Origin of the sequence: Bradyrhizobium lablabi, from assembly GCF_001440475.1 — a bacterium.
In the GTDB taxonomy this organism is placed as follows: domain Bacteria; phylum Pseudomonadota; class Alphaproteobacteria; order Rhizobiales; family Xanthobacteraceae; genus Bradyrhizobium; species Bradyrhizobium lablabi.
On sequence record NZ_LLYB01000043.1, the window covers coordinates 66,051 to 80,366 of the forward strand.

Consider the following 14,316-nt stretch of genomic DNA (forward strand, 5'->3'; position numbering starts at 1 on the left):
CAATCGCTGCCTGCTCTGCATCGCGCTGCGCGGCGACGCCTCGATTTGCGGCGTCCAAAGGTGCATGGGTGACATCGGCTATCGCGCCCGTAGCAGCAAGCGTGGCGGACCAAACGATAATCGCTAACAATCGCTTCTTCGACATGAGGTACATCCAGTAGCTCTCGGTCAAAACTGACCGGTGGCCTTAGTGGTGTGCGAGGGTGCATGATGGCGTATCGACAAGAACCTTGGCCGAGGCTCAGTGAACCATTCGAGCGTGGTATCGAAACTGGGCTGCTGAGCAGATTGCCGTCGCTTCTCGGACCGAGTCTGAGCGAGATTGCGCTGGGGCTTCGATGCGAGCTTGCCCCGCCTTCTGCTTGAGCCGACTTGATCGGAAACTCCCGGACCTAACTGCGCCAACGTTTCACGGACATGGGTCGGGATTGGGGGGCTCCCGTCACGCGCATCGGCTTGGTCGGACAATGACGCGGGCGGCTGTCGTGCAGCATCGGCTACATCAGAGCTGAGCGGCGGCGAGGGGGCCGCGGCAATCTCCTTGTCCGGGAGCATAGGCGGGAAGCCGGGCTGGCTGGTATCGATGACAACTGCTTCCGGTCCCTTCCGATCGGAGGTGATCCGGATCGGCGGAAGCGTAGAATGCGATTCGACGAGCTTGCCTGGCAGCGGCGCGGTCAGCAGCGAATCGGCTGCAAAGAGCAGCACGAGCAACGCTCCGCCGACCCACAGAAAGTAACCGCGCAGGGGAGTTCGAGCGTCGACTGAGCCGCGCGCACGCATTGACAAAACAGATGTTCTGCTCACTGCGCCCGGCCCCCGCGCTGGAGCCCCTTAGACGCGATCCAGGACCGCTCGTCGGCCGTTCGGCCTGAGGCGGATGGCATATATTGCCTCCGTTTCGGCATCGCCACTCGATCGACGAACGCGTGCAGCCAGGCAAGCAAGGATATCGTAACGCCCAGTAGCAAGCTCAGGCCCACGAGAGACAGTGCCACGACCAGGTTCAGGGATGCGAGCGCAAGCCCGGGCCACGGATTTTCCTTCGCGAGCGACCACAAAAGTGTTGACATTCCCGACCTCCGAAATACACTAAACCGTATAGTTCATATACATCCCGAACTGCGGGATGTGTCAAGAGCGAAGACTCACGAGCTCGTGTTCAGACTGAAGGGCGGAGAATCGGAGCATGATGCTGCGTTTCCCGTTCGATGCGATGCCTCAGCAGAAGAAAGGATTCTGTATGTTCAAGTACACATTAGTCGTCATGCTGGCGGCTATGTTCGGCAATGGGTCTGCCTTAGCGCAGGAGAACCGCGGCACTCCCGAACAGAGGGCCGCATGCGCGCCTGACGCCTTCCGGCTGTGCCTTAGCTACATCCCTGACGCCACGAATGTGGAGGCATGTCTCACGCAAAGAAAGTCAGACCTGAGCGATGCTTGCAGGGCCGTTTTCGATCACGCAGCGGAAGCTGCTTCGGTGAGGACAATAGGATCGCCTCGCTACCGCGGCGCGAGAGATGAGGAATGATCGCATGAACACGATATATGCTCCCGCTTTCGCTGCGTTCGGGGGCTCGGCCTTCGGCGCGATCTCCACGATCGTAACGGGCTGGCTCACTCGGCGCCGCAGGCTTCGCGAGCGCCACTATTCCCGGTCGATTTCCAAGCGCGAGCGGCTCTATCGAAGCTTCATCGAGGAAGCCTCCCGCGTCTATGCGGACGCGCTCGTCAGCGACAAATCCGAGATTCCGCAACTGGTCAATCTGTATGCGCTCATAGGGCGGATGAGGATTCTGTCCAGCGATCAAGTGGTTCAAGCCGCGGAGCGGGCAGGTCGCCTGATCATCGAAACCTACCTGTCACCAAACCGCGAATTTGGCGATCTGCCTGAGTTTCTGGAGGAAATGGATCCCTTGCGTGGCTTCGGGGAAGCCTGCCGACGCGAATTGCATTCGATCCCATCTCACTGAGGTCCCAAGCGATGCAAAAACGCAAGCTTCAGGCCGCATCTCCGTGCATTCGTCAGCAGATCGTCCAAGCGGCGATCCGATTGCACCGCCAAATCGGCTTCCAGAAGACTACCGTCGCCGATATCGCTCGCGGTGCGTCGATGTCGCCCGCCAACGTCTACCGCTTCTTCGCTTCGAAGCAGGCGATCGAAGAGGCGGTCGTGGCGGATTTGTTCGAACAGGTCTCCGCGGCCGCAACGCTTGCTGCTCTCTTGAGCGGCTCGGCTCTGGAGCGTCTAACAGCCGCCTTGAGCGCAATCTCGCAGCTGCACGAACATCGGCTGGAGAACGACGGCAAACTACACGAATTGGTCGCTGCGGCGGTACGCGAGAACTGGGCGGTCGCGCTGTCTTACGCAGACCGGACTCGGGCGCTTGTGCGCACGATCATTGCTGGCGGACAAGCGAGCGGCGAACTGCGACCGGGAAGTCCGATGGCGATAACTTGTTGCCTGCTTGAAGCAATGGACGGATATCTCAATCCGTCGCGGATCAACGCGGCTACCGTTCGGCCCACGTTTGACGAGATGATGGATTTCTGCGCAGGGGCCCTGCATCACGTACCGTGGGAGCAGTCGATCGACCTGGCCGCCGACCTACGTCCCAAAGCCGTGGCGCAAGCATAGCGGGCGGGGTGTGGCTGATTCACGGCCTCCAGTCTGCCTCGCAAGCCGCTAGAAAGAAATTGACCCGTTCGTGCAAGAACGTCGGTAGCTCTTTTTTTAGATCCTTCAGTTCCTCACCCATCAGCGATCTCATAAGCATCGGAAGCAGGATGAGATCCATGAACATCTGCGCGGTCGCAACGCTCCGCTTTGCGCTGAAGGGTCCCTTAGATGAGCGCGCGATCCTCTGCGTTGCCTCGTTCAAGAGCTGCGAAACTGCCCCAGCCGCGCGGTCGCGCGCCGCGTCGTGAACATTTCGGCTCAATTCGGGAAATCGCCGCGCCTCGGCGATCGTCGCGCGCGTGAGGTCCAACGTGTCCTCGACGAATCTCTCCACGATCTCGATGCCGAGATTGGCGAGCTTTTCCTGGATGGTGCGGCCTGCTGGCGTGAACCCGTCGAAATCTGTCAATCCGTTGATGGTCCGCTCCACCACAGCCACGAACAGAGCCTCTTTGCCGGGGAAATGAGCATAGATGGTCGGTTTGCTCGCAGGGGCCAACTCGGAGATATCGTCGATGCTGGCACTCCGAAAGCCTTTCTCGAGAAAGAGTTGCTGGGCTGCATCGAGAATCCGCGCCTGGACGTCTCCTGCAAGGTCCTTGGGCGGCCTGCCGCGTTTCGGGCTTTTGTTCTTCGCCATCACCGTCTCCTAATCACGAGCTTGTGCCCGCCTAGATCCCACTTGACATGCCCGGGAAGGAAATGCAATGAAAAGAAAATATACGGTATAGTTTACTTTAACCCGTCGAGGGCTGGCCTTGATTGCCAGGCCTGCGACAGCTCATCCGGATGACCGGCCCGGCCGCCACATGCGCGTTCGGCCCCGCTCATCCGGTGCAACCTGAGGAGATCGTCGTGACTGTGTGCAGGCCGGACTCGCCAAAAGTGGAGCAGGGCATTCTGCTGCGCGAATTGAATCACCGGATCAATAATGGGCTCGCCTCGGCGATCAACCTGGTCTCGGCCGCGGCCGTCCGAGCTGAGGGGCCTGAGGCCAAGCGCGTTTTAAGCGACATGGTCGAATTGTTGCATGGTTATGCCGATGTGCAGCAGGCGCTCGAAATGCCCAGGGGCAAGGCGCTGATCGACGCCGCGACATACATCCGCATGATGGGCTGCGCCATGCGCCGTTCGTTGCTGGATCGAATGAATATCCGGCTGGCACTCGACACCGAATCTCTTCCGCTCCAACCAGGGCGATGCCGGCGGCTGGGATTGATCGTCCACGGGCTCGTAACCGAGGCCGCGAAGCATGCGTGCTTCGAGGCGCGGACCGGAGAAATCAAGGTCAAGCTGACACGAATCGGCTCGGTGGTGAATTGCGTCGTCCTGGACAATGGGTCGCGGTCGGTACGGGGCGCCGCGGGATGCGGAGTCCGGATCAGCAATGATCTTGCCAAGGGCCTCGGCGGCCGGGTCGAGCACGGCTTCGGCACTGATTTCACATCCGTCGTCCTATCGTTTCCGCTGACAGAGCGTGAGCGGCCGGCGAATTGGGCGATGGCGAAGCGTCGCATCATCCGGTCGCGTAGCCGGTCAAAAGTCAGCCCATCCGATGTCCCGGCGCTTTACTCAGGCGCGAAGTGCCCGGATCGGGGCAGCCGCCCCGTTGCAACTCGACCGGATCAGAATCCCGCTCGCGGAGGCCAACCGATCTCTGCCCGTCCAGCGCCGGATGTGCTGCGGGAGTTTTTGTCACCTGGTCACGTGTCATGAAACATCACTCTGAGATCCAAACTGGAATCGTTGGAACTGCCCGCAAAGGCAAGCTGACAGGGTCCGGCGTCCTGGCGGCCGCGCTCGTCGCAATCTCGCTGAGTGGCTGCAACGATCATGCCGCTGGTCCCGTCACACGTGCCGCGATCGTGCGCACAGAGATCGTGCAGCCGCGCGACCGACAAGCCTCCGTCACCCTGACTGGCGAAATCCAGGCCCGGTTTCGCACGGATCTCTCGTTCCGCGTCAGCGGACGTGTGCTCGCGCGCTATGTCGATGTCGGCGCTCACGTCGAGGCTGGCGCGGTACTGGCTCTGCTCGATCCGGCCGAGCAGCGGGCCGATGTCGATGCCGCAACTGCGGCGGTGCTGGCCGCAGAATCTCAGCTACGCGTGGCCAGGGTAACCTTCGAACGGCAGAAGGCGCTGATCGCCAGCGGTTTCACCACGCGGACGGTCTACGATCAGGCGCAGGAAGGATTGCGAACCGCAGAAGGTGCGCTTGAAGCAGCAAAAGCGGAGCTCGGAAGGTCGAAAGACGCCCTTGGCTATACCGCGCTGCGCGCGGAAGCAGCAGGTGTGGTCACCGCGCGCAATTTGGAAGTCGGCCAGGTCGTACAGGCCGCGCAGCCCGTTTTCTCCCTGGCGCAGGACGGGGAACGCGATGCCGTGTTTGACATCTACGAATCCCTCTTGTTTGGCGATCTCGATGACAGCCGCGTATCGCTGGCGCTCGTCTCCGACACAGGTGTGACGGCGAGCGGACATGTCAGGGAAGTCTCGCCGGCGATTGACGCGAAGAGCGCGACAATCCGCGTCAAGGTTGCCATCCATGATCCATTGGCCGCGATGACGCTTGGAAGCGCCGTTGCAGGAACCGTCAAAGCGAAAGCCCAGCAGCAGATCGCATTGCCCTGGAGTGCATTGGCGGCGGCGGGATCGAAGCCTGCGGTTTGGACCGTCGATCCGGTGACAAAAACGGCTGCGCTCAAGCCGGTGACGATTGCCGGTTATGAAGCCCGTGAAGTTCTGATCAAGGCGGGCCTCGAGCCAGGTGAGCGCGTCGTTATCGATGGCGGCAAGCTGCTGAGCGTTGGCCAGGCCGTGACATACGAGGGAGACCCGTCATGAAGAGACGCGCCATGATTGCAACCGGCACGTTCGTATCCGCGCTGGTGCTGGCTGGATGTCAGCAGGACGCGAAAGCGCCCGAGCCTGTGCGACCCGTGCTGTCGATGGTCCTTGAGCCGAGCCGCACGGACGGCATGGTCGCCGTGGGCGTTGTTGAGCCGCAGTACAAGACCAATCTCGCGTTCCGCGTCCTGGGACGTCTGACCGGGCGTCCCGTCTCCGTTGGTGACCTCGTCAGCGAAGGACAAACTGTCGGTGTCATCGATCCCACAGCTCTGGAGCTTGCGGTACGCGCGGCCAAGGCTGAGCTTACGAAGGCCGAGGCGCAGCTGGCGACTGCAACGGCGACGGAGCAGCGGCAGCGAACCCTCATCACAACCGATGCCACCACAAAGCAGACACTAGACAATGCCGAGCAGGCGCGAGCCGGCGCCGCTGCGTCGGTGGCGCACGCACAGGCCAACTTGATCAAGGCGATCGAGCAACGGAGCTATGCACAGATCAAGGCCGATTTCGCCGGCGTCGTCACCGCGGTGGGCGCAGAAGTCGGACAGGTGGTCTCTCCAGGCCAAAATGTCGTGACAGTTGCGAGGCCCGACGTCAGGGAGGCGGTGGTCGATATCGGGGAGGATTTCCCAGTGCCGCTTGAAATTGACTTGCCATTCACAGTCGGCTTGCAGCTACTCCCCGCCGTTCAGGTCGAAGGCAAGGTTCGCGAGATCGCCCCGCAGGCGGATCCCGCGACGCGCCTGCGGCGAGTCCGCATCGCCCTGAACAATCCCCCTGAAAGCTTCCGCTTGGGCACGACCGTTACGGCGAAGCTCGGCAAAGCGCAAAGTCCGACATTGCGCGTCCCCGCCTCAGCGGTGCTCGCCAAGGATGACGCGAATTTCGTCTGGGTCGTCGATCAGCCTGCAAGCACCGTGTCGCTGCACAAGGTCGATCTCGCCGGTGACCCCGCAGGTGCTCGCGTCGCCGATGGGCTCTATCCCGGTGCGCGCATTGTGACCGCCGGAATCCACAGCCTCAAGCAAGGACAACACGTCCGTATCGAACAGGATCAGAAGCCATGAAGTCGTTCAACCTTTCCGACTGGGCGCTCCGCCATCGTTCTCTCGTCTGGTATTTCATGATCGCCTTCATGGCGGCAGGCCTCTTTGCCTACCTTCAGCTTGGTCGTCAGGAAGATCCCGACTTCACCATCAAGACGATGGTGATCCAGGCGCAGTGGCCGGGCGCATCGCCGGAAGAAATGACGCGTCAGGTCACCGACAGGATCGAAAAGAAGCTCGAGGAGCTGGAATCGCTCGACTACACCAAGAGCGTGACGGTCGCGGGGCAGACCACCGTATTCGTCTATCTGCGAGACACGACAAAGGCGGCTGACGTCAAGCCGACCTGGGTCCGCGTCCGCAACATGGTCGCGGATATCAAGGGCGAATTCCCGCAAGGAGTGATTGGGCCGGGCTTCAACGATCGCTTCGGCGACGTGTTCGGTAACATCTATGCTTTCACCAGCGACGGCTTGACCCAGCGTCAGCTGCGCGACGAGGTCGAGAGTATCCGCGCCAAGGTCTTGACCGTGCCGGATGTGGGTAAGGTCGACATTCTGGGAACACAGGACGAGGTGATCTACCTCGAATTCTCCACGCGGAAGATCGCGGCCCTTGGCCTCGACGTCCGCTCGATCATGGCCTCCCTGCAGGGACAAAACGCGGTCGCGCCTTCCGGGGTGTTCCAGGAGGGGGCCGAGCGGATCAGCGTGCGGGTGAACGGCCGTTTCACGTCGGAGGCAAGCCTGAACGCGGTCAATCTCCGTATCAACGACCGCTTCTTTCCGCTGACTGACGTCGCGACCATCACGCGCGGTTATGCCGNACCCGGCCAAGACCTTGTTCAGGTACAACGGCCAGCCCGCAATCGGGCTTGCNCATCGGCATGAAGTCCGGCGCAAACCTGCTTCACTTCGGCGAGGCGCTGAAGGAGGAAATGTCAAAGGTTATTGCGGACCTGCCGATCGGCGTCGGCGTTCATCTGGTCGCCAATCAGCCGGTCGTCGTCGAGCACGCCGTGTCGGGCTTCACCGAAGCGCTGTTTGAGGCCGTGGTCATCGTTCTCGCCATCAGCTTTCTCAGCTTAGGCATGCGCGCCGGGCTTGTCGTCGCGATTGCGATCCCGCTGGTTCTCGCCATTACCTTCGTGGTGATGGCCTATGCCGACATTTCATTGCAGAGAATTTCGCTGGGTGCATTGATCATCGCGCTGGGCCTTCTGGTCGATGATGCCATGATTGCCGTCGAAATGATGGTGGCCCGACTGGAGGTCGGAGATCCCCTGGAAAAGGCAGCGACCCACGTCTATACGTCGACCGCTTTTCCCATGCTGACGGGCACGTTGGTCACCGTCGCGGGCTTCGTCCCGATTGGGCTGAACAGCAGCAATGCCGGCGAATTTACCTTCACCCTGTTCGTCGTGATTGCGGTCTCCCTGATCGTGTCGTGGGTCGTCGCGGTGCTGTTCACCCCGCTGCTCGGCGTCACCATTCTGCCCGCAAAGATGAAGGGGCACCACGGGGAGAAAGGCCGGCTGGCGCAGATGTTCGCCCGCTTGCTGCTCGTCTGCATGCATCACCGCTGGATCACCGTCGGCGTGACAGTTGCAGCCTTCTTCGTCGCGTTGTTCGGCATGACATTCGTGCAGCAGCAGTTCTTTCCTTCGTCGGACCGTGACGAGCTGGTGATCGACTGGAATCTGCCGCAAAATGCCTCGATTGCAGACACCAATGCGCAGATGGCGCGCTTCGAGCGCGAACAGCTGCAGGGCAATGGCTCCGTGGAGCATTGGTCGACGTATGTCGGCACGGGCGCGCCGCGGTTCGTGCTGTCGTTCGACGTGCAGACGGCCAATGCATGGTTTGGCCAGCAAGTAGTTGTGACCAAGGGCGGCATAAAGGCGCGCGACCTCGTCAAGGCGCAATTCGAGGAATATCTGCGGAAGACGTTTCCAGGCACCGACACCTACGTCAAGTTGCTCGAGGTCGGTCCGCCGGTGGGACGTCCCGTGCAATACCGCGTGAGCGGGCCAGACATCGCGAAGGTCAGGGATCTCTCGCAGGCACTCGCGGGCATCGTCCGGAGCAACCCCGATCTCGGCAATGTCGTGTTCGACTGGATGGAGCCTGCGCGCGTCGTCAAGGTCGACGTTCTCCAGGACAAGGCGCGCCAGCTCGGCGTGACGTCGGAAGACATTGCCACGGCCGTGAACTCGGTGCTCGAGGGCACCCCGATCACCCAAGTTCGCGACAGCATCTATCTCGTCAATGTCACTGGACGCGCGACCGCGGTCGATCGCGGCTCGATCGATACGCTCCGGGATCTGCAGTTATCCGGGCAGGGCGGGCAGTCGGTGCCGCTCGGAGCCGTGGCCAATCTGCGCTACGAAATCGAGCAGCCGACGATCTGGCGCCGCGCGCGCATTCCCACGATTACGCTGAAGGCTGGCATCGTCACCAACGTCCAGCCGAAGACAATCATGGACCAGTTAGCGCCGAAGGTGGCGGAGTTCAGCAAAGCACTGCCGGCGGGTTATTCGGTGACGATCGGCGGCGCCGTGGAGGAAAGCGCCAAGAGCCAGTCGCCAATCGTGGCCGTCGTTCCGCTGATGCTGTTCGTCATGGCCACAATCCTGATGGTTCAGCTGCAAAGCTTCCATCGTCTGTTCCTGGTGTTTGCGGTCGCGCCGCTTGCCGTGATCGGCGTCGTCATGGCCATGCTGCCGAGCGGCGCGCCGCTTGGATTCGTTGCCATCCTCGGCGTGTTGGCGCTGATCGGCATCCTGGTCCGAAACTCGGTGATCCTGATCGTGCAGATCGAGGATCTGAGGAAGGAGGGGCGCCCGGCCTGGGATGCCGTCGTGGAAGCGACCGAGCATCGGATGCGGCCGATCCTGCTGACGGCGGCGGCCGCAAGTCTCGCGCTGATTCCGATCGCGCGCGAGATTTTCTGGGGCCCGATGGCCTACGCGATGATGGGCGGCATCATCGTAGGCACGCTGCTGACGCTCTTGTTCCTGCCGGCGCTCTATGTGGCGTGGTTCCGGATCCACCCTGTTCACGACGATGGCCGGCCAATGCAAGAGGCCGTTGACCCGGCGCACGGCACCCATTCGTCGAACCCGACTCTCGCGCCGGCCGCGCCGGTGCCTGTCCTCGAGACGCAAATCTGAAACGGAGACGATAATGTCCAGGAAGACACTCTTGACGCTGTCCGTCAGCGTGACGCTCGCAACGATCTCATTGGCGACGACTGCGGTGTTTGCGCAATTCCGCGGTCCTCCTCCCATGGGGCCGGGCGGTCCTCCGCCGATCGCGGCCGGAGGTGCTCCCGCATTCGCAAGTCCACCTCCCATGGGGCCGGGCGGTGCGCCCCGTGCCGGCTTCGGCGGTCCGGCTCCTCGGCTCGGCGCTGGAACTGGTCCACGCGGCGATCTAAGGGGGCTTGGCGGCGTCCGTGCCGGCGGTCGTGACGGACCTGCCGTTGCACGCTCGGTCCAGGCTCGCTCTGCATCGGTCGGCTACGGCCGCTACGGAAGCTCCAGCCACGGCTATGGCGGGCGGCGATACGGTTATGGTGCAGCCTACGCCGCTGGAGCCTATGCCGGCTATGCCTATGGCAGCTCGAACGACGGCAATTATTCCGATAGCGACTGCTACTACACCTACAGCCGCCACCGACGCGTTCTGGTTTGCAACTAGCGGGCGGAAAAGACCTCACCCTGCGAACACAGCGGTCGAGCGTAACCGCGTCGGCTTCGCTGGTGCTCATCACAGAGACCGGTTCGTTCGCCGCAGTGGCGTGACGTCGAAGCAGACTTCGGCGTTGCGTCAGCGTGTCTGGTTGGGAACAGCACGCCACAGCTTTGGGCCTCCGCATTCAATTCCTAGTGGGAGGCTCGCCAAAATCCAACGACCGGGTAGGGAGCGCAATCAGCTGCAGCACGAGTTTGTGAATGTGCTCGCTTGACAGAGTAATTATCAAACTATACGGTATAGTTTATTAAATCAGATCGTGAAGCCTGCCACGTCCCGTCCCGGACAGAACGCGGGCTTGGACAATCGCAAACCAAGAGCACAGAACACATGAACTTTCAGCCTCGACCACGCCTCACGACCGCCGACCGGCGTCCGCCGTTCGATTGCATAGCGTTGCTCTTGCAGGGCGGCGGTGCTCTGGGGGCTTACCAGGGAGGCGTCTACGAGGCCTTGGCCGAAGCCAACATCCATCCCGACTGGATTGCCGGCATTTCAATTGGCGCAATTAACGCTGCAATTATCGCGGGCAATCCCCCCAATTCCCGAGTTGACCGGCTTCGCGAGTTTTGGACGCAGGTGACGCTGAACGCGCCGTTCACCGATTTGATGAACAGCGATCACACCCGCAATTTTCTCAATCAGGTGAATGCGAGCTTTGCGGCGGTGTTTGGCGCAAGCGGATTTTTTTCTGCGCGGCCACTGGCGCCATGGCTGCAAGCGAGTGGAACGCTTGCCGCCACGAGCATCTACGACACGGGCGCGCTGAAGACGACACTGGAGCGCCTCGTCGATTTCGATCGCATTAACGCCGGTATTACGCGGTTCAGCGCTGGTGCCGTCAATGTGAGGACCGGCAATCTGGTCTATTTCGACAGTACCACGCATACGATTCGGCCCGAGCATATCCTGGCGAGTGGGGCGCTGCCGCCGGGCTTTCCGGCGGTCGAAATCGATGGCGAACATTATTGGGATGGCGGTCTGGTATCAAACACACCGTTGCAATATGTGATCGAGTGTGGCGCCCGTCAGGACACGCTTGTGTTTCAGGTCGATCTCTGGAGCGCGCGCGGCCAGATTCCGCGCAATATGGCCGACGTCGTTACGCGCCAAAAGGAGATTCAATACTCGAGCCGCACGCGAGCGAGCACAGACCAGTTCAAAAGCCTGCACCGACTGCAGCGGGAGCTGGCGGCTCTTCTGAACAGGCTGCCTGAAGATCTGCGCGAGCACGAGGATGTCAGGCTGCTCAGGACGGCTGCCTCTGACAACGTGCACAACCTCGTCCATCTGATCTATCGCGCGCGTGACTACGAAGGCCACTCCAAGGACTACGAGTTTTCCCGCCTCTCGATGCAGGATCATTGGCGCGCCGGTTATCACGATGCGCTGCGCACCCTTCGTCATCCCCAGGTGCTGGCCCGCCCGACCAGCGCGGACGGCGTGTCCACGTTCGATCTTGATCAGGATGGTCGCGAGTAAGCCAAGCCGGTCAGTCACAGGAGAATTGAAATGCACGAGAAGGAAGTCGTGAGGCGGGCGTTCGCGATGCCGCTCACCAATCCGGCCTATCCGCCGGGGCCGTATCGCTTCGTCAACCGCGAATATCTGATCATCACCTATCGCACCGATCCAGCGAAGCTGCGATCGGTCGTTCCGGCTCCGCTCGAATTTGACGAACGCGAGGCGCTGGTCAAGTACGAATTCATCCGCATGCCGGATTCCAATGGTTTTGGCGACTATACCGAGAGCGGCAAGGTCATCCCGGTGTCGTTTCGCGGTCGCAGGGGAAGCTACACCCACTGCATGTTCCTGAACGATGAGGGACCGATCGCGGGCGGCCGGGAGCTCTGGGGCTTTCCGAAAAAGCTCGGCCAGCCGATCTAGCGGACGTCAAGGCGGCGCGCTGCATATTGATGGTGTGCCGTCGAACACCCGGAACGGGGCCAACGCACAAGTTTTTTGATCTAGATCAACAGCCGTGTGTCGAAATCGGGACTAATCGTCGCGGGCTTAGAGGCCTACGATCCGTACTCGTCCCGGTACGTCCTGACATGCGTGGCGAACCCCGGGGGATGTTCGGTTTCTGTCCGGTGGTTGGGAATGAGCAGGCACCTATCTGTTGGTGTGCTGGCAGTGTTTTTGGTTGTGACGCGGACTGCACCGACATCCGCACAACAACCCCAAAAGCCAAACGTTGTTTTCATTCTCGCCGATAATGTCGGCTACGGCGACCTGGGGTCCGCCGTGGTCGTCGGAACGCTTTGACGGTCGAGGAGGCGTGTGTTGGACCGCAGTGGCACAACGCAGATGATTTTCAGTCCCGAGGCATGTTCCGCATGAGATCCCAAAAGCATTGCCCTGAAGGGGCGTCGGACAACCACGATTCCCCGCAAGGTGATCAAAGGCGGCTCGCGTCTGTATGCGCCAAACTCCTGATGGGTACGCTTATCGAGCACGCCCGCTTGTGTTGCATTGTCTAAATGATCACGGAGGTCTCCTATGGCATCGGAACCAACGTTCACCCGACGCGATTTCGGTCTTGCTGGACTGGCTTTTGCTGGACTGGCTTTAGGAGCGATGGCGCTCCCTTCTGTCGCGTCCGCCCAGGCTCAGCAGAAGCCGAACATCGTCTTCATCCTGGTCGACAACACTGGCTGGGGCGACTGGAGCTGCTATGGCGGCCTGACGCCGACGCCGCGCATCGACAAGCTCGCGAACGAGGGCATTCGTTTCAACAACTACAACGTCGAGGTCCAATGCACACCCACGCGCTCCGCAATCATGACCGGACGCATGCCGGTCCGCTCAGGGACCTACTCCGTGACGCTTGGACTTCCCTACGGCCTGGCACCCTGGGAATACACCATCGCCAACCTTCTATCCGACGCAGGATACGCTACGGCGTTGTATGGCAAATGGCACCTGGGCGATATTCAAGGGCGTCTGCCGAACGACAAAGGCTTCGACGAATGGTGGGGTATCCCGAACACTTGGGACGAAGCCGCGTACAGGCAATATCCGACGTACAACGCCCTGGTGAAGCAGATGCTCGCCGAGCATAAGGGGCCGGAGCCGCTCGACATTCCCCCCCACATCCTGGAGGGTCGCAAGGGCGAGCCGTCCAAGGTAGCGATGGCCCTGGATGAGAACGTCCGTCCCGTCGTGGATGAGAAATACCTTGTCCCCAAGACGATCGACTTCATCAAGCGGAATGCGGCCGCGAAGAAGCCGTTCTTCGTTTACCTGGGCTACTCGGAAATGCATCAGCCCGTCATGGCGAATCCCAACTTCAAAGACAAGCCTGGCGGGCTCTACTCCCAAGTCATCAGCGAAATGGATTTCCGAGTCGGGCAAGTCCTCGATGCGATCAAGGAAGCGGGCATCGACGACAACACCATTGTGATTCTCAGCAGCGACAACGGACCTTACGGTCCGGTATTGGCGGGCGGGGCTGGAGGCTCGAGCGGGCCTTGGCGGGGAAGCTTCTTCATTCCGCCATGGGAGGGAAGCCATCGGACCGCTGGCATGATTCGCTGGCCAGGCAAGGTGCCGGCCGGAGTCGTCACCGACGAGATGCTGGCCGCGACGGACTGGCTGCCGACGCTTGCGACGATCGTGGGCGCATCGAACCTGGTGCCGAAGGATCGGCCGATCGACGGCATCGATGCCTCAGCGTTCATGCTGGGTAAAAGCCAAACCACCGGTCGCGATTACTACATGTTCTTTGGACCCGACGCCAAGCTCATGTCCCTCAAGTGGAAAAACTTCAAGACGATCCTCCGCTATTCCAAGGGAATCGATGAGCCCATCGTCGAGCCGCAGGCGCCGATGACGTACGATCTGAGCAGCGATCCGCAGGAGATGTATAACCTCTTCGCCACCGTCCAGACGAACGGTTGGATATTTCTGCCCGTGTACCGCGAAATCGCCAAGTACGAGGAGAGCGTGAAGCAATACCCGAACCTCAAGGTGGGCGAAGA

The 14,316-nt window shown here is 61.1% G+C and carries 12 protein-coding genes and 2 pseudogenes; 12 read left to right on the forward strand and 2 right to left on the reverse strand.

Going from position 1 to position 14,316, the window contains the following annotated elements; all coding sequences use genetic code 11:
- The first annotated feature begins 1,189 nt into the window (after positions 1–1,189).
- The 3 genes from CQ14_RS45675 to CQ14_RS05175 are packed head-to-tail and all read left to right on the forward strand — an operon-like array spanning position 1,190 to position 2,638.
- Entirely contained in the window at positions 1,190–1,531 is a 342-nt protein-coding gene (locus tag CQ14_RS45675) for a hypothetical protein (protein WP_347337116.1), read from the forward strand.
- A 4-nt stretch (positions 1,532–1,535) separates the two neighbouring features.
- Positions 1,536–1,973 (forward strand): hypothetical protein, encoded by a 438-nt coding sequence (locus CQ14_RS05170; protein ID WP_057856852.1) that lies wholly within the window; start codon positions 1,536–1,538, stop codon positions 1,971–1,973.
- 11 nt (positions 1,974–1,984) lie between these two features.
- On the forward strand, positions 1,985–2,638 hold the full coding sequence (locus CQ14_RS05175) for a TetR/AcrR family transcriptional regulator (RefSeq protein ID WP_057856853.1): 654 nt from the start codon (positions 1,985–1,987) through the stop codon (positions 2,636–2,638).
- 19 nt (positions 2,639–2,657) lie between these two features.
- Here the strand turns inward: CQ14_RS05175 and CQ14_RS05180 are convergent, their stop codons facing one another.
- A complete protein-coding gene (locus tag CQ14_RS05180; protein ID WP_057856854.1) occupies positions 2,658–3,320 on the reverse strand; it encodes a TetR/AcrR family transcriptional regulator in 663 nt (220 codons plus the stop codon).
- A gap of 149 nt (positions 3,321–3,469) precedes the next feature.
- Between CQ14_RS05180 and CQ14_RS05185 the strand changes: the two genes are divergently transcribed.
- Complete coding sequence (locus tag CQ14_RS05185; RefSeq protein ID WP_057856855.1) at positions 3,470–4,396, forward strand: histidine kinase dimerization/phosphoacceptor domain -containing protein; 927 nt, start codon at positions 3,470–3,472, stop codon at positions 4,394–4,396.
- On the opposite strand, the gene CQ14_RS47775 is transcribed toward CQ14_RS05185, so the two are convergent.
- Positions 4,384–4,686 carry a hypothetical protein gene (locus CQ14_RS47775; RefSeq protein ID WP_347337119.1) on the reverse strand — a complete coding sequence of 101 codons (303 nt, stop codon included), beginning with the start codon at positions 4,684–4,686 and terminating at the stop codon, positions 4,384–4,386. The two genes, CQ14_RS05185 and CQ14_RS47775, sit on opposite strands and share 13 nt — an antisense overlap.
- Between CQ14_RS47775 and CQ14_RS05190 the strand changes: the two genes are divergently transcribed.
- From CQ14_RS05190 to CQ14_RS05215, 8 genes and pseudogenes are all read left to right on the forward strand, one after another.
- Positions 4,606–5,526, forward strand: coding sequence for an efflux RND transporter periplasmic adaptor subunit (locus CQ14_RS05190; RefSeq protein WP_347337118.1), 921 nt, complete (start codon positions 4,606–4,608; stop codon positions 5,524–5,526). The two genes, CQ14_RS47775 and CQ14_RS05190, sit on opposite strands and share 81 nt — an antisense overlap.
- Positions 5,523–6,599: an efflux RND transporter periplasmic adaptor subunit gene (locus CQ14_RS05195; protein WP_057856856.1), complete on the forward strand. Its 1,077-nt coding sequence runs from the start codon at positions 5,523–5,525 to the stop codon at positions 6,597–6,599. Before CQ14_RS05190 ends, CQ14_RS05195 begins: the two co-directional genes overlap by 4 nt.
- Positions 6,596–7,403 (forward strand): efflux RND transporter permease subunit (locus CQ14_RS45680; protein WP_245320198.1); only part of this gene is annotated, 808 nt, incomplete at its 3' end. The genes CQ14_RS05195 and CQ14_RS45680, both read left to right, overlap by 4 nt.
- Positions 7,404–7,457: 54 nt before the next feature.
- A pseudogene (locus CQ14_RS05200) lies at positions 7,458–9,750 on the forward strand (efflux RND transporter permease subunit); the annotation flags it as partial.
- A 13-nt stretch (positions 9,751–9,763) separates the two neighbouring features.
- Positions 9,764–10,279, forward strand: a complete 516-nt coding sequence (locus CQ14_RS41890; protein WP_082649710.1) for a hypothetical protein — start codon at positions 9,764–9,766, stop codon at positions 10,277–10,279.
- 384 nt (positions 10,280–10,663) lie between these two features.
- Positions 10,664–11,815, forward strand: a complete 1,152-nt coding sequence (locus tag CQ14_RS05205; protein ID WP_057856857.1) for a DUF3734 domain-containing protein — start codon at positions 10,664–10,666, stop codon at positions 11,813–11,815.
- Positions 11,816–11,845: 30 nt separating this feature from the next.
- A pseudogene (locus tag CQ14_RS05210) lies at positions 11,846–12,214 on the forward strand (acetoacetate decarboxylase); the annotation flags it as partial.
- Positions 12,215–12,835: 621 nt separating this feature from the next.
- The coding region (locus CQ14_RS05215; RefSeq protein ID WP_082649711.1) for an arylsulfatase at positions 12,836–14,316 on the forward strand (1,481 nt) is incomplete at its 3' end.